The sequence below is a fragment of the Klebsiella pneumoniae complex sp. WS1778 genome (assembly GCF_049472055.1).
In the GTDB taxonomy this organism is placed as follows: Bacteria; Pseudomonadota; Gammaproteobacteria; order Enterobacterales; family Enterobacteriaceae; genus Klebsiella; species Klebsiella quasipneumoniae.
On sequence record NZ_JBKGTJ010000002.1, the window covers coordinates 26356 to 41566 of the forward strand.

Here is a 15211-nt window from a genome sequence, read left to right on the forward strand (position 1 = left end):
TCATTCTTATTCGCGGTCAGCGTAACCCGTTGCTGGCCGCACTTCTGTAAAATCACTTAACGGAGTGTTACGCCATTTCAGCTGAAAGCCAGGCTGTCACATTCCTGCGGGAAATATTTTATCACAACCCCGACAGCAGTTATTCTCGCGATGAGGCGTCATCTTTCAGACATATCCCGATGTTATCTTCACACAGAGCCCTGTATCTTTTTCCCTTTCTAAACAGAATATTAGGTTGGTCTATGTCGGGTCTTATTCTCTTTATCGTCGCGGTGGCGCTGCTGGGCGTCGCCATCTACAGCCTGGTGTCGTACCTCAAAGAGCGGCGCGCCAGTCAGTTACCTGTCCATAAAAAGAAGAAATAATACCTTCCGTTCTCCGCCGTTTTCTGCTGATTGCTTTACCATCCTGTACTGTCCCTTACCGAACCAAAAACAAAGGCAGGCCTGCGGGCCTGCCTTCGTTCGGTTTCAGCGTCAGGTTCTAGGACTCCCAGGCCTGCTCCGCCTTGGCGGCATCGAACTGCGGCGGCGGTTTACGGAAGCGTCGGGTCAGATAAGCCAGATACAGCAGACCAAGCGCCGCCCACACCAGGCCGAGCGTCAGGGAAGTGGCCTCGAGGTTGATCCACAGCACCCCTACCGTCAACGCCCCGACCATCGGCAGCAGCAGATAGTGCAGTCGATCCTTCCAGGTTTTGTTGTACCCCTTGCGCCGCCAGAAGTGGTTGAACACCGACAGGTTAACGAAGGTGAAGGCCACCAGCGCGCCGAAGTTAATTAACGCGGTGGCGGTCACCAGGTCGAAGAACAGCGCCGACAGCGCGACGATACCCACCATAATCACGTTCAACGCCGGGGTGCGCCATTTCGGATGCACATAGCCGAAAATGCGCTCCGGGAAGACGTTATCGCGACCCATCACGTACAGCAGACGGGAGACGCTGGCATGGGACGCCAGGCCGGACGCCAGGGTGTTAACAAAGGTGGTGCAGAGGAATATTGACTGGAACAGCTTGCCGCCCACGTACAGCGCAATCTCCGGCAGCGCGGCGTCCGGGTCTTTAAAGCGATGAATATCCGGGAAAAACAGCTGCATAAAGAACGACGCAACGATGAAAATAATGCCGCCGTACATCGCGGTGAGAAAAATCGCCTTCGGGATCACCCGCGCGGCGTCAGGCGTCTCTTCCGACAGTGTGGTCACGGCGTCGAAGCCGAGAAACGAGAAGCAGACAATGGTCGCCCCGGTAATAATCGGGATCAGATGCGCATTCTGACTGATAAACGGCTGCAGCGACCAGACGGTCCCTACCCCCTCGCCTTTGTGCAGCCCCTGAACCACCAGAATGACGAATACCACCATAATCGAGATCTGCACCAGCACGAACAGGGTGTTGAAGTTCGCCACCAGATTAACGCTTTTCAGGTTTGCGGCGGTCAGAATGGCGACAAAGGTCACCACCCACACCCATGGCGGCACCTCCGGGAACAGCGCCGAGAGATAGATCTTCGCCAACAGGACGTTGATCATCGGCAGGAACAGATAATCCAGCAGCGAGGACCAGCCGACCATAAAGCCGACGTGCGGACTGATGGATTTTTGCGCGTAGGTGTAGGCGGAGCCGGCTTCCGGGAACTGGCGTACCAGTTTGCCGTAGCTGATGGCGGTGAACAGCACGCCAGCCAGCGCCAGCAAATACGACGCCGGGACGTGGCCGTTGCTGATACCGGAGACGATGCCGAAGGTATCAAACACCGTCATCGGCGTCAGATAGGCCAGCCCCATCATCACCACTTGCCAGAGTTTGAGGGATTTACGCAGACGCGGTCTGCCCGCCTGAGCGGCGTTATGCGCAGGAAGATTAATAGCCATCGCCCATTCCCCCCTTGCGGATAACAGTTTGCGGACACAACGTTCGCGTGACAAACCTGCTTAGCAAGGGGATAAGGCATAAATAAAAGGGTAAGACGGACCGGTGAGCGGTTGCTGGCTGGCATCCAATGCGGCCTGAGCGGCCTCCCTCTCCCTGCGGATATTTGAACATCTGCATCATCTCATTTCCTCGTCACACACTGTGTCGTTAACTGAAGCCCCGTTGCCGCCTGCGCTCCTTAACGCGACATCCGGGAAATGGCTGGGCTCCCAGCAAAAAGGACGACCAGGCTCCGCTCAGGCCGTATGATGCTACTCATGACTCAACTCATGCGCCCCTTGCGGGGCGACCATCAGGCGTTTTTCAACATCCACTCAATTTCAGTTTCTGTGATAAGACGCTCAAACTGCAGTAATTCATCATGCTTGCAGGCATGGAAAACGTGGCAGAAACGCTCGCCGAGACGCTCACGCAGGTGATCGTTCTGCATAAACTCCCACAGCGCATCGCTCTGGCGGATCGGGAACGGCAGACCCTCTTGTTCCAGGCCGTTACCTTCCACCTCTTCCTGCAAAGGCAGCTGAGGGTTATCCAGCCCGTGCAGAATGCCGGCGAAAATCGCCGCCATCACCAGATACGGGTTGGCGTCCGCCCCCGCCACGCGATACTCCACGCGGTGGTTCTGCCGCTCGCCGCATGGGATCCGCAGCGCCACGGTACGGTTGTTATGCCCCCAGGAAGCCTGCGTCGGGACATACATCCCTGGCTGGAAGCGGCGATACGAGTTCACGTTCGGCGCCAGCAGCGCCATCGAGGCCGGCATCAGATCGATCATCCCGGCCAGCGCGCGTTTAAGCAGCGCGGAGTCTTCCCCGTCGCCGTCCACCAGCACGTTTTCCCCTTTATTGTTCAGCATGCTGATGTGGATATGCATTCCGCTGCCCGCATGCTCTTCATAAGGCTTAGCCATAAAAGTGGCGTGCATCTTATGCTTCTCCGCCATTAAACGCACGAGACGTTTTAACGCCAGCGCATCATCGCAGGCGTCCAGCACGTTATCGGTATGGTGGAGGTTGATTTCAAACTGGCCCGGCGAGGCTTCGGCCACCGCGCCGTCGGCGGGGATCAGCTGCAGTTTCGCCAGCTCGTCGATATCGTTGAGCACGTCGGCAAAGTGGTTCAGGTTATCGACCGAGTAGACCTGGCTTTGGGTGTTGCGATCGTCGGTGCCCGGCGCGCACGGCGGCTGCAGGTAGCCTTCGGCATCGCGTTTGCGGTCCAGTAAATAGAACTCCAGCTCTACCGCTACCACGGGGAACAGCCCGCGCTGGCGCAACTGCTGCCAGAGGCGGTTGAGTACGTTCCGCGGCTCAACGTCAAAGGGAGCGCCATCTTCATCAACCATGGTCAACTGTACCTGGGCTATCGACTGCGGATCGGCCGCTGAAGGCGTTAAGGTGCCGGGCACCGGAATGCAGCTGCGATCCGGCTCGCCCATCTCCTGGCCCAGACCGGCCTCTTCCACGACGTTGCCGAGAATATCCATCGCAAACACCGAAGCCGGGAAATAACAGCCTTTCTCCAGCTTGCTCAGGCCGGCAACCGGGATGCGCTTGCCGCGGAAGCAGCCGTTCAGGTCAGTGAGGAGGACATCAACATATTGGGTATCAGGGTAGGTTTCGAGGTAGCGCTTCACTTCTTTCGCGAACGCGCTGACCCGTCTCTCTTCCGTTTGCTGAACAAAATTCTCAACTTCTACGATATTGGTTTCCATGATTCACCGCCGTTGGTTTGGTTTCGGTCCTGCACTCAGACCGTTAAATATAATGTCCACCCCATCGACTGTGTATGCAAATAAATTGTTTGTCAAATGTTAAATTAAGTTTGCAAAGGGCTATTTCCACTGCTAGATTGAGAAAATATTGAACGATATGGCCGTTAAACCCGCTATAGCGGTCATAATTTAGTCCACTTTGTGAGGGCGATCATGGAAAATATAATGTACAAGCCAGTTATTGGCGTCGTGATGTGTAGAAACAGGCTTAAGGGTCACCAGACCCAAACCTTGCAAGAAAAGTACCTGAATGCAATTGTTAACGCCGGCGGACTGCCGATCGCCCTGCCACATGCGCTGGCAGAGCCGGATCTGCTGAACGCGTTAGTCGATAAACTGGATGGGATATACCTGCCAGGCAGCCCCAGTAACGTGCAGCCGCACCTTTATGGTGAAAACGGCGATGAGCCTGACGCCGACCCCGGGCGTGATCTTCTGAGCATGGCGCTGATTAACGCCGCACTCGAAAGGCGCATCCCCATTTTCGCCATCTGTCGTGGACTGCAGGAACTGGTTGTCGCCACCGGTGGGACTCTGTATCGTCGTCTGTTCGAGCAGCCTGAGCTGCTGGAGCATCGCGAAGATCCTGAACTGCCCGTCGAGCAGCAGTATGCGCCGTCCCATCAGGTTGAGGTTCAGGAAGGAGGATTGCTGTCGCAATTGATACCGGGCTGCAACACGTTTTGGGTAAACTCGCTACATGGGCAAGGGGCAAAAACCCTCAGTCCGCAGCTGCGCGTGGAGGCGCGAGCGCCGGATGGACTGGTGGAAGCGGTCAGCGTGAACGATCACCCTTTCGCGCTGGGCGTACAGTGGCATCCTGAATGGAACAGTAGCGAATACGCCCTGTCGCGTATGTTGTTTGATGGTTTTATCACCGCCTGTCAGGGCCATCATGCTGAAAAGCGGCGGCGCTGACCACTACCGTTAAGGAAATGCAAATATGAGCGATGACGGACTGGCGCCAGGGAAACGTCTGTCAGAGATCCGCCAACAGCTGGGTCTTTCGCAGCGTCGTGCCGCCGAACTGTCTGGGTTAACACATAGTGCCATCAGCACCATAGAGCAGGACAAAGTCAGTCCTGCCATCAGTACGCTGCAAAAGCTGCTGAAAGTCTATGGGCTGTCGCTCTCGGAATTCTTTTCTGAACCCGAAAAGCCGGACGAACCCCAGGTGGTCATTAATCAGGATGACCTTATCGAAATGGGCAGTCAGGGCGTTTCCATGAAGCTGGTTCATAACGGAAATCCGAACCGTACGCTGGCGATGATTTTTGAAACTTACCAGCCTGGAACCACGACCGGGGAGAGGATTAAGCATCAGGGTGAGGAGATAGGCACCATACTGGAGGGTGAGATTGTGCTGACGATTAACGGTCAGTCGTACCACCTGGTGGCTGGACAGAGCTATGCCATTAATACCGGCATCCCGCACAGCTTCAGCAACACCTCGGCAGGCATCTGCCGCATCATCAGTGCCCACACCCCCACCACATTCTGAATATTTAGCCTGAACGAGCTTCAGGCTTTCTTCAGACCTGCGGCGGCGGAAATTTTATTTTCGTCGCCGCGAAAAACTCGCAGTCATAACGTTGGTGCCGGAAGGGAATCTTATTTTCTGCTGGCCCTGAAATAATTAACGCCGTGAATGGCGACTCACCCCTGAATTATTCGGCATGCAGACAACCTGTCGAAATTTAGGGTGATAAAACGGTATTCAACTCCGGGGATACACTATGCCCTGCGCCTGGCGCAGCGCCCCCGTGCAGCCTGAAAACGCCGAAATGATTAATTTGCCGATAATGTTTTTAAGGAGTCATGATGAATTTTCAGCACCTGGCTTACTGGCAGGAAAAAGCGAAAAGCCTGGCCATTGAAACACGATTATTTATTAACGGCGAATATTGCGCCGCGGTCGATAATACCACCTTTGAAACCATTGACCCTGCCGCGCAGCACACGTTAGCCCATGTCGCTCGCGGCAAAAAAGCCGACGTTGAGCTGGCGGTGAAGGCCGCGCGTCGGGTCTTTGATAACGGCGACTGGTCACAGGCCGCTCCCACGCAGCGTAAAGCGGTTCTCACACGCTTTGCCGACCTGATAGAGGCCCACTGCGAAGAGCTGGCGCTGCTGGAAACGCTGGATACCGGTAAGCCGATTCGCCACAGCCTGCGCGACGATATTCCCGGCGCCGCCCGCGCCATCCGCTGGTATGCCGAAGCGCTGGATAAAGTCTATGGCGAAGTGGCTCCTACCGGCAGCAACGAGCTGGCGATGATCGTCCGCGAACCGATTGGCGTCATCGCCGCGGTGGTGCCGTGGAACTTCCCGCTGCTGCTGGCCTGCTGGAAGCTCGGCCCGGCGCTGGCGGCGGGCAACAGCGTGATCCTTAAGCCCTCGGAAAAATCGCCGCTCACCGCGCTGCGCCTCGCCGGGCTGGCGAAAGAGGCGGGCCTGCCGGACGGCGTGCTGAACGTGGTCAGCGGCTTTGGTCACGAAGCCGGACAGGCGCTGGCCCTGCATCCAGACGTGGAGGTCCTTACCTTTACCGGCTCCACCCGCACCGGCAAGCAGCTGCTGAAAGACGCCGGCGACAGCAATATGAAGCGCGTGTGGCTGGAAGCGGGCGGCAAGAGCGCCAACATCGTCTTCGCCGACTGCCCGGATCTGCAAAAAGCGGTCAGCGCCACCGCCGGCGGCATCTTCTACAACCAGGGGCAGGTGTGCATCGCCGGCACTCGCCTGCTGCTGGAGGAGAGCATCGCCGACGAGTTCCTGGCACGACTGAAAACCGAAGCGCAACACTGGCAGCCGGGCAACCCGCTCGACCCAAACACCACCATGGGCATGCTGATTGACAACACCCATGCCGACAGCGTGCACAGTTTTATTCGCGGCGGCGAAAGCAAAAGCACGCTGTTCCTCGACGGGCGGAAAAATCCGTGGCCTGCCGCCGTCGGCCCGACCATTTTTGTTGACGTCGACCCGGCCTCCACCCTCAGCCGGGAAGAGATCTTCGGCCCGGTGCTGGTGGTGACTCGCTTCAAAAGCGAAGACGAGGCGCTGCGGCTTGCCAACGACAGCGACTACGGCCTCGGCGCTGCGGTATGGACCCGCGATCTCTCACGCGCCCACCGCATGAGCCGCCGCCTGAAGGCCGGTTCGGTCTTCGTCAACAACTATAACGATGGTGATATGACCGTCCCCTTCGGCGGTTACAAACAGAGCGGCAACGGACGCGATAAGTCGCTGCACGCGCTGGAAAAATTCACCGAACTGAAAACCATCTGGATTGCCCTGGAGTCTTAATCATGACCGAACATACCACCAGCTATTACGCCGCCAGCGCCAACAAATATGAACCCTTTCCGACGCTGGACGAATCGATAAGCTGCGACGTCTGCGTCGTCGGCGGCGGCTACACCGGACTCTCGTCTGCCCTGCATCTGGCCGAAATGGGCTACGACGTGGTGGTGCTGGAAGGGGCGCGCATCGGCTTCGGCGCCAGCGGCCGCAATGGCGGTCAGCTGGTTAACTCCTACAGCCGCGATATCGACGTGATTGAAAAAAACTACGGCCCGGATGCCGCTAAAATGCTCGGCAGCATGATGTTCGAAGGCGGCGATATTATTCGCGAACGTATCCAGCGCTACCAGATCCAGTGCGATTATCGCCCGGGCGGCCTGTTCGTGGCGATGAATCACAAACAGCTGGAGACGCTGGAAGAACAGAAAGCCAACTGGGAGCGCTACGGCAACACGCAGCTGGAGCTGCTGGACAGAGAGGCGATTCGTCGCGAAGTGGACAGCGACCGCTACGTCGGCGCCCTGCTCGACCACAGCGGCGGCCATATTCATCCGCTCAACCTCGCCATCGGCGAAGCGGACGCCATTCGCCTGAACGGCGGCCGGGTCTATGAGCAGTCGCCGGTCACCCGCATTCAGCACTCCACTCCGGCAGTGGTCAGCACCGCCCGCGGCCAGGTCACTGCCCGCTATGTGATCGTCGCCGGCAACGCCTATCTCGGCGACAAACTGGAGCCGGAGCTGGCGAAGCGCAGCATGCCTTGCGGCACCCAGGTGGTCACCACCGCTCCGCTGTCGGAGGAGGTCGCTCGCTCGCTGATCCCGAAAAACTACTGTGTGGAAGACTGTAACTATCTGTTGGATTACTACCGCCTCACCGGCGACAACCGCCTGCTGTATGGCGGCGGCGTGGTCTACGGCGCCCGCGACCCGGACGATGTGGAACGGCTGATTATGCCGAAGCTGCTGAAAACCTTCCCGCAGCTGAAAGGGGTGAAAATCGACTACCGCTGGACCGGCAACTTCCTGTTGACCCTCTCAAGGATGCCGCAGTTTGGTCGCCTCGATACCAACATCTACTACATGCAGGGCTACAGCGGGCATGGGGTCACCTGTACCCACCTCGCCGGACGGTTGATTTCGGAACTGCTGCGCGGTGACGCTGAGCGTTTCGACGCCTTTGCCAAACTGCCGCACTACCCGTTCCCGGGCGGCCGCAGCCTGCGCATTCCCTTCACCGCCATGGGCGCCGCCTACTACAGTCTGCGCGACCGCCTGGGGGTTTAATCGCCTCTGCCGACGGCGCTGGCCGTCGGCTCATGCTGCGGATAGTGCTGCTGAAAGTAGTGGCGCAGAAACTCCACAGTGGTGCGAATTTTAGCCGACGTCGCCAGCCGGGAGACATAGACTGCCCAGACGTTGGCAGGCTGAAAGAATTCCGGCAGCACATGCACCAGATGGCCGCTGGCGATATTCTCCCGGACGTCCCACCATGAACGTAACGCAATTCCTTGCCCGTCCAGACACCACTGATGCACAATTTCACCATGGTTGGACGACAGCGGCCCGGTCACCTTGATCGCATGCTGCCCCTCTTTGCTGTGCAACTGCCAGATGCCAAACGGATGATCGCGTTCTTTAATCACCAGGCAGGGTAAGGCGGCCAGATCGCTCAGCTGTTTCGGCGGTGGATGGCGGGCAAGGAATTGCGGCGAGGCGCAGAGCACGCGGTGGTTGGCCGCCAGCTGGCGGGCAATCAGATTCGGCGCGATATCATCGCCCACGCGAATATCGAGATCCACCCCTTCATTGACTAAATCCACCAGCCGGTCCTGGACATCGAAACGCAGTTCCAGCTGCGGGTACTGAAGGGCCAGCGCCGACAGCGCCGGGGCCACCACCCGGCGGCCAAAGCCGAAGCTACTGATAATACGCAGCGTTCCCTGCGGCACCTGGCGCACGTCGGAAAGCTCGTCCATCATCTCATCGACATCCTGCAAAATGCGCTGCGCCCATTCGTAGATCCGCTCCCCCTCCTCGGTAATGGTGACCCGGCGGGTGGTCCGGTGCAACAACACCACATTCAGGGTTTGCTCCAGCAGCGAAACCCGCTTGCTAACGAACGCCGGTGATACGCCAAGCTCTTCGGCGGCGGCGGCGAACCCGGCCCGGCGAGCGACCAGCATAAAGACGCGTAAATCATTTAGCAGCGGCAGATTATTCATGATCTGTGTTTTATGTTTCACCAGTTAGCGTGATTAATTATGAACCAGTCAATTATAGGATAGGCAGGTGGTCAAACATCATCGCTAAAAAGTGAGAACCGGAATGAAAAAAAACTATCGTATTGCCGCCATCCCGGGTGACGGAATTGGCAAAGAAGTTCTGCCTGAAGGGATTCGCGTGCTGCAAGCCGCCGCACAGCGTTGGGATCTGTCATTGAGCTTCGAGCAGATGGAGTGGGCAAGCTGCGAATATTATGCCCATCACGGCAAGATGATGCCGGACGACTGGCGCGAGCAGCTGCAGGGCTTCGATGCCATCTACTTCGGCGCCGTCGGCTGGCCGGATACCGTTCCCGACCACATTTCGCTGTGGGGGTCGCTGCTGAAGTTCCGCCGTGAGTTTGACCAATACGTCAACCTGCGTCCGGTGCGTCTGTTCCCCGGCGTCCCCTGCCCGCTGGCGGGCAAAAAGGCCGGCGATATCGATTTTTACGTGGTGCGCGAAAATACCGAAGGCGAATATTCCGCCCTCGGCGGGCGCGCCAATGAAGGCACCGAGCATGAAGTGGTGATTCAGGAGTCGGTCTTTACCCGCCGCGGCGTGGACCGGATCCTGCGCTACGCCTTCGAACTGGCGCAAAGCCGCCCACGCAAAACGCTGACCTCCGCAACCAAATCCAACGGTCTGGCGATCAGCATGCCCTACTGGGATGAGCGGGTGGAAGAGATGGCCAAAAACTATCCGGATATTCGCTGGGACAAGCAGCATATCGATATCCTGTGCGCCCGCTTCGTGCTGCAGCCGGAGCGGTTTGACGTGGTCGTCGGCTCCAATCTGTTCGGTGATATTCTCTCCGATCTCGGCCCGGCTTGTACCGGCACCATCGGTATTGCGCCATCGGCGAATCTCAACCCGGAGCGCACCTTCCCGTCGCTGTTCGAACCGGTTCACGGGTCGGCGCCGGATATCTATGGTAAAAATATCGCCAACCCGATCGCCACCATATGGGCCGGGGCGATGATGCTCGATTTTCTCGGCAACGGCGATGAGCGCTATCACGCCGCGCACAACGGCATTCTGGCGGCGATTGAGCAGGTGATTGCCAGCGGGCCGAAAACCCCGGATATGAAAGGCAGCGCGTCAACGCAACAGGTCAGCGACGCTATCTGCAAAGCCATTTTGGCGTAATTACCCAAGCCGCTCCCCGGTCGCGCGGCGCTTACCGGGGCTACAAAAGGCACAATAATGTAAAAACACGGCCCTCAGCCCGCATCCCTGCGGGCTGCCCCGACCTGCCGGGAACGTCTCAGCGATGTTGAGGCCGCCAACACCGGCAGTTTCAGCAACAATGGTGAATAAATTAAAGGCAGGCCGCACGGACCGTAGCCCGGGTAAGGCGCAGCCGCTACCCGGGAAGACCTGCGCCAACTTCCCTCTCTTTTCGCTATGCAGAATCCCCCACGATTGACAAGTGGACCGCATCACAGCGTCAAACTTTATTAATTCCTGAAAAGACAGAACCTGCGCCAATTCACCTTTTATTATTTCCGTTCCGTGTTTTATTGCTTCACGAAACGGCCAATTGTTTAATTCATGTAACGAAGAAATAATCCGATTGTTAATAGCTTTTGCTACGAACCTTGACCCTACAGCGTGATAACAACGACAGGCTAAAGCCACCGACGGGCAATCATGCCCAGGAGATCACCCATGTTGAGCAACGTAAAGAAAAAAGATGTGCCGCTGATTGCCATCAGCCTGGCGGCCATTGTTTTCATCGCCGCTACATTAAGTCTCTTCCCGCAGCAAACCGCGCAGGCGGCTGATTCGATTTTTAACGGCGTGACCCGCCTGCTGGGTTCCACGGTACAGGTACTGGTGCTGCTGGCGCTGGGACTGGTGCTCTATCTGGCGACCAGCAAATACGGCAATATCCGTCTCGGCGAAGGTAAAGTCGAATACAGTACCCTCTCATGGCTGTTTATGTTTATCTGCGCCGGGCTCGGCTCCTCCACGCTGTACTGGGGCGTCGCCGAATGGGCTTATTACTACCAGACCCCGGGCCTGAACATTGCCCCGCAATCGCCGAAAGCGCTGGAATACAGCATCCCTTATTCTTTCTTCCACTGGGGGGTTAGCGCCTGGGCGACCTACACTCTCGCCTCGCTGATCATGGCCTATCACTTCCACGTGCGGAAAAATAAAGGCCTCAGCCTCTCCGGGATCATTTCAGCGATCACCGGAGTGAGTCCGCAGGGCTTCTGGGGCCGTCTGGTCGATCTGATGTTCCTGATCGCTACCGTCGGCGCGTTAACCATTTCGCTGGTGGTCACTGCCGCCACCTTCACCCGCGGCCTGTCAGCGCTGACCGGGCTGCCGGATAACTTCACCGTGCAGGCGTTTGTGATCCTGCTCTCCGGCGGGATTTTCTGCATGAGTTCGTGGATTGGCATCAACAACGGCCTGCAGCGCCTGAGCAAAATGGTCGGCTGGGGGGCATTTCTGCTGCCGTTGGTGGTATTACTGGTTGGCCCAACCGAATTCATCACCAATAACATCATTAACGCCGTCGGCCTGACGACTCAGAACTTCCTGCAGATGAGCCTGTTTACCGATCCCCTCGGCGACGGCGCCTTTACCCGCAACTGGACCGTCTTCTACTGGCTGTGGTGGATCTCCTATACCCCGGGCGTGGCGATGTTCGTCACCCGCGTCTCCCGCGGGCGCAAAATCAAAGAGGTGATATGGGGACTGCTCCTTGGTAGCACCGCCGGCTGCTGGTTCTTCTTTGGGGTGATGGAAAGCTACGCCATGCACCAGTTCGTTAACGGCGTGATTAACGTACCGCAGGTGATGCAGACTCTTGGCGGCGAAACCGCCGTCCAGCAGGTCCTGATGTCGCTGCCGGCAGGTAAGCTGTTCCTCGCCGCCTATCTGTTCGTGATGATTGTTTTCCTCGCCTCGCATATGGATGCGGTGGCCTACACCATGGCGGCGACCAGCACCCGCAACCTGCGCGAAGGCGACGATCCGGATCGCGGCATGCGCCTGTTCTGGTGCGTGGTAATCACCCTCATCCCGCTATCAATTCTGTTTACCGGCGCTTCGCTTGAGACCATGAAAACCACCGTGGTGCTGACCGCCCTACCATTCCTGGCCATTTTACTGATTAAAACCGGCGGCTTCGTGCGCTGGCTAAAACAGGACTACGCCCACGTGCCGGTCAATCAGATAGAAACCTATACGCCCGAGCCAATGATTAAAGCCGAGACGCTACCGGTTGGCACGGTACTCAAAGGCGACGGCCAGTCGCTGTAAAACCTCTTACTGACAATAATCACAAGGTGACCTTACATGAGCAATTTGAGCCCTGACTTTACTCTGCCGATTAACTTTTGCGCCAATCCGCAGGATGCCTGGACCATTCCGGCCCGTTTTTATACCGACAGCCAGGCGTTTGAACACGAGAAAGAGCGCATCTTCGCCAATAGCTGGATTTGCGTCGCTCACGGCAGCGAGGTCGCCCGGCCGAACGACTACATCACCCGGGAGATCATTGGCGAAAATATCGTTATCGTCCGCGGCCGCGACAACATTCTGCGCGCTTTCTATAACGTCTGCCCGCACCGCGGCCACCAGCTGCTGAGCGGTGAAGGTAAAGCCAAAAACGTGATTACCTGCCCCTATCACGCCTGGGCCTTCAAGCTTGACGGCAATCTCGCCCACGCCCGCAACTGCGAAAACGTGGCGAATTTCGATAGCGAAAAGGCGCAGCTGGTGCCGGTTCGCCTGGAAGAGTATGCCGGCTTTGTGTTTATCAATATGACCCCGCAAGCGGAGAGCGTGGAAACGCAGCTGCCGGGCCTGCAGGACAAAGTGTTGGAAGCCTGCCCGGACGTGCATGATCTGAAACTGGCGGCGCGCTTTACCACTCTCACCCCGGCGAACTGGAAAAATATCGTCGATAACTATCTGGAATGTTACCACTGCGGCCCGGCGCACCCGGGCTTCTCGGATTCCGTACAGGTTGACCGTTACTGGCACACCATGCACGGCAAATGGACGCTGCAGTATGGCTTCGCCAAGCCGTCCGAGCAGTCGTTTAAATTCGAAGAAGGTACCGACGCCGCGTTCCACGGTTTCTGGCTGTGGCCGTGCACCATGTTCAACGTGACGCCGATCAAGGGCATGATGACCGTGATCTATGAATTCCCGGTGGATGAAGAGACCACTCTGCAGAATTACGACATCTATTTCACCAACGAAGAGCTGACTGACGATCAGAAAGCGCTGATTGAGTGGTATCGCGACGTGTTCCGCCCGGAAGATTTACGCCTGGTGGAAAGCGTGCAGAAGGGGCTGAAGTCCCGCGGCTATCGCGGCCAGGGGCGCATTATGGCGGATAACAGCGGCAGCGGTATCTCCGAGCACGGTATCGCGCATTTCCACAATCTGGTGGCCCAGGTGTTCCAGCCGTAATCGTTGAAGGAGTTGGCTATGTCAGTGTTTCACTCAGATCTGTTTCGCCAGCAGGCGCTGATTGCCGGAAGCTGGCGCGACGCCGCCGACGGCACGACGCTTGCCGTCAGCAACCCTTCCACCGGCGCGACGCTCGGCCAGATCCCCAATATGGGTCGGGCGGAAGCGCAGCAGGCGGTGGATGCCGCCGCTGCCGCGCTGCCGGCATGGCGCGCGCTTACCGCCGCCCAGCGCGCCGCGTTATTGAAGAACTGGCACCGCCTGATCCTCGAAAACAAGACCGCGCTGGCGCAGATAATGACCGCCGAGCAGGGCAAGCCGCTGGCGGAAGCGGAAGGCGAAATCGCCTATGCCGCCTCATTTATCGAGTGGTTTGCCGAACAAGGGAAACGTGCCAACGGCGAGATAATCCCCTCCCCTGGCGCCGATAAACGCCTGATGGTGATCCGCCAGGGAGTGGGGGTCTGCGCGGCGATCACCCCGTGGAACTTCCCGGCGGCGATGATCACCCGTAAGGCCGGCCCGGCGCTGGCCGCGGGTTGTACGATGGTGATAAAGCCCGCCAACGAAACGCCGTTTACCGCGCTGGCGATGGCGGAACTGGCGAATCAGGCCGGGATCCCGCAGGGCGTTATTAACGTTGTCACCGGACAGTCGCGTGAGATTGGCGCGGTTCTCACTGGCGATGAACGGGTGCGTAAGCTCTCCTTTACCGGCTCGACCGAAGTTGGCCGCGTGCTGATGCGCCAGTGCGCGGAATCCATCAAAAAGCTCTCTTTAGAGCTCGGGGGTAACGCGCCGTTTATCGTCTTTGATGACGCCGATATCGATAAAGCGGTCGAGGGAGCGCTGATCGCCAAGTTCCGCAACGCCGGGCAAACCTGCGTCTGCGTCAATCGCTTCTATATTCATCGCGCCGTCTACGACCAATTCTGCGATAAATTCGTCGCCCGCGTCGCCGCCCTGAAAGTGGGCGATGGCAGCGAGTCCGATGTCCAGATTGGCCCGCTGATCAACGCCGACGCCGGGCGCAAAGTCCAGTCCCTGCTCGACGACGCCCTGAGCCGCGGCGCCACGCTGTTAACCGGCGGTAAAGCGCACCCACTGGGCGGTAATTTTTTCACCCCTACGGTGATCGGCGACGTACAACCGGGGTCACTGCTGCTGCAGGAAGAGATTTTCGGCCCGGTGGCGGCGCTGGTGAAATTTGACGATGAGCAGCAGGTCATCGAGCAGGCGAATAACACCATCTACGGTCTCGCCTCCTATTTTTACAGCAACGATGCCGCCCGTATCTGGCGCGTCTCCGAGCAGCTGGAATACGGCATGGTCGGCATCAATACCGGGCTGATTTCCAACGAAGTCGCGCCATTTGGCGGGGTGAAACAGTCGGGTCTTGGCCGCGAAGGCTCGGAACACGGAATCGAAGATTACCTGGAGATGAAGTATCTCTGCCAGGGGTTATAAATGTATTCTCCCGGCGGCGGCTCT

At 58.0% G+C, this 15211-nt stretch carries 13 protein-coding genes; 9 read left to right on the forward strand and 4 right to left on the reverse strand.

Annotated elements, in window-relative coordinates; all coding sequences use genetic code 11:
- The first annotated feature begins 242 nt into the window (after positions 1 to 242).
- The gene (locus ACLEXF_RS10170; RefSeq protein WP_002898600.1) at positions 243 to 365 is read left to right on the forward strand and encodes a small membrane protein; all 123 of its coding nucleotides are present in this window, start codon (positions 243 to 245) and stop codon (positions 363 to 365) included.
- 118 nt (positions 366 to 483) lie between these two features.
- Here the strand turns inward: ACLEXF_RS10170 and ACLEXF_RS10175 are convergent, their stop codons facing one another.
- From ACLEXF_RS10175 to ACLEXF_RS10185, 3 genes are all read right to left on the reverse strand, one after another.
- Positions 484 to 1875: an APC family permease gene (locus ACLEXF_RS10175; RefSeq protein WP_023289089.1), complete on the reverse strand. Its 1392-nt coding sequence runs from the start codon at positions 1873 to 1875 to the stop codon at positions 484 to 486.
- Entirely contained in the window at positions 1865 to 2056 is a 192-nt protein-coding gene (locus ACLEXF_RS10180; RefSeq protein WP_049116019.1) for a hypothetical protein, read from the reverse strand. Before ACLEXF_RS10180 ends, ACLEXF_RS10175 begins: the two co-directional genes overlap by 11 nt.
- Positions 2057 to 2228: 172 nt before the next feature.
- The gene (locus ACLEXF_RS10185; protein WP_002898595.1) at positions 2229 to 3650 is read right to left on the reverse strand and encodes a glutamine synthetase family protein; all 1422 of its coding nucleotides are present in this window, start codon (positions 3648 to 3650) and stop codon (positions 2229 to 2231) included.
- A gap of 225 nt (positions 3651 to 3875) precedes the next feature.
- On the opposite strand from ACLEXF_RS10185, the gene puuD reads away from it, so the two are divergent.
- From puuD to ACLEXF_RS10205, 4 genes are all read left to right on the forward strand, one after another.
- On the forward strand, positions 3876 to 4628 hold the full coding sequence (gene puuD, locus ACLEXF_RS10190) for a gamma-glutamyl-gamma-aminobutyrate hydrolase (RefSeq protein ID WP_025999163.1): 753 nt from the start codon (positions 3876 to 3878) through the stop codon (positions 4626 to 4628).
- 25 nt (positions 4629 to 4653) lie between these two features.
- Positions 4654 to 5211, forward strand: coding sequence for an HTH-type transcriptional regulator PuuR (puuR, locus tag ACLEXF_RS10195; protein ID WP_002898590.1), 558 nt, complete (start codon positions 4654 to 4656; stop codon positions 5209 to 5211).
- 320 nt (positions 5212 to 5531) lie between these two features.
- The gene (gene puuC / locus ACLEXF_RS10200; RefSeq protein WP_017899483.1) at positions 5532 to 7019 is read left to right on the forward strand and encodes an aldehyde dehydrogenase PuuC; all 1488 of its coding nucleotides are present in this window, start codon (positions 5532 to 5534) and stop codon (positions 7017 to 7019) included.
- 2 nt (positions 7020 to 7021) lie between these two features.
- Complete coding sequence (locus tag ACLEXF_RS10205; protein ID WP_004201473.1) at positions 7022 to 8302, forward strand: NAD(P)/FAD-dependent oxidoreductase; 1281 nt, start codon at positions 7022 to 7024, stop codon at positions 8300 to 8302.
- Here ACLEXF_RS10205 and ACLEXF_RS10210 read toward each other — a convergent pair.
- The gene (locus ACLEXF_RS10210; RefSeq protein ID WP_008805923.1) at positions 8299 to 9261 is read right to left on the reverse strand and encodes a LysR substrate-binding domain-containing protein; all 963 of its coding nucleotides are present in this window, start codon (positions 9259 to 9261) and stop codon (positions 8299 to 8301) included. The two genes, ACLEXF_RS10205 and ACLEXF_RS10210, sit on opposite strands and share 4 nt — an antisense overlap.
- Positions 9262 to 9343: 82 nt before the next feature.
- On the opposite strand from ACLEXF_RS10210, the gene ACLEXF_RS10215 reads away from it, so the two are divergent.
- From ACLEXF_RS10215 to ACLEXF_RS10230, 4 genes are all read left to right on the forward strand, one after another.
- Positions 9344 to 10429 carry a tartrate dehydrogenase gene (locus tag ACLEXF_RS10215; RefSeq protein ID WP_017899481.1) on the forward strand — a complete coding sequence of 362 codons (1086 nt, stop codon included), beginning with the start codon at positions 9344 to 9346 and terminating at the stop codon, positions 10427 to 10429.
- A gap of 522 nt (positions 10430 to 10951) precedes the next feature.
- Positions 10952 to 12559 (forward strand): BCCT family transporter, encoded by a 1608-nt coding sequence (locus tag ACLEXF_RS10220; protein ID WP_407259860.1) that lies wholly within the window; start codon positions 10952 to 10954, stop codon positions 12557 to 12559.
- Between the two features lie 36 nt (positions 12560 to 12595).
- Positions 12596 to 13720, forward strand: coding sequence for a carnitine monooxygenase, oxygenase subunit YeaW (gene yeaW, locus ACLEXF_RS10225; RefSeq protein WP_407259861.1), 1125 nt, complete (start codon positions 12596 to 12598; stop codon positions 13718 to 13720).
- A gap of 18 nt (positions 13721 to 13738) precedes the next feature.
- Positions 13739 to 15187, forward strand: a complete 1449-nt coding sequence (locus ACLEXF_RS10230; RefSeq protein ID WP_065697202.1) for an NAD-dependent succinate-semialdehyde dehydrogenase — start codon at positions 13739 to 13741, stop codon at positions 15185 to 15187.
- Positions 15188 to 15211: the final 24 nt, after the last annotated feature.

Excerpts from the sequence above, each read along its gene's own strand:
- ACLEXF_RS10170 (WP_002898600.1), top strand. The coding sequence starts at position 243 with ATGTCGGGTCTTATTCTCTTTATCGTCGCGGTGGCGCTGCTGGGCGTC.
- ACLEXF_RS10175 (WP_023289089.1), bottom strand. The coding sequence starts at position 1,875 with ATGGCTATTAATCTTCCTGCGCATAACGCCGCTCAGGCGGGCAGACCG.
- ACLEXF_RS10180 (WP_049116019.1), bottom strand. The coding sequence starts at position 2,056 with ATGATGCAGATGTTCAAATATCCGCAGGGAGAGGGAGGCCGCTCAGGC.
- ACLEXF_RS10185 (WP_002898595.1), bottom strand. The coding sequence starts at position 3,650 with ATGGAAACCAATATCGTAGAAGTTGAGAATTTTGTTCAGCAAACGGAA.
- puuD (WP_025999163.1), top strand. The coding sequence starts at position 3,876 with ATGTACAAGCCAGTTATTGGCGTCGTGATGTGTAGAAACAGGCTTAAG.
- puuR (WP_002898590.1), top strand. The coding sequence starts at position 4,654 with ATGAGCGATGACGGACTGGCGCCAGGGAAACGTCTGTCAGAGATCCGC.
- puuC (WP_017899483.1), top strand. The coding sequence starts at position 5,532 with ATGAATTTTCAGCACCTGGCTTACTGGCAGGAAAAAGCGAAAAGCCTG.
- ACLEXF_RS10205 (WP_004201473.1), top strand. The coding sequence starts at position 7,022 with ATGACCGAACATACCACCAGCTATTACGCCGCCAGCGCCAACAAATAT.
- ACLEXF_RS10215 (WP_017899481.1), top strand. The coding sequence starts at position 9,344 with ATGAAAAAAAACTATCGTATTGCCGCCATCCCGGGTGACGGAATTGGC.
- ACLEXF_RS10220 (WP_407259860.1), top strand. The coding sequence starts at position 10,952 with ATGTTGAGCAACGTAAAGAAAAAAGATGTGCCGCTGATTGCCATCAGC.
- yeaW (WP_407259861.1), top strand. The coding sequence starts at position 12,596 with ATGAGCAATTTGAGCCCTGACTTTACTCTGCCGATTAACTTTTGCGCC.
- ACLEXF_RS10230 (WP_065697202.1), top strand. The coding sequence starts at position 13,739 with ATGTCAGTGTTTCACTCAGATCTGTTTCGCCAGCAGGCGCTGATTGCC.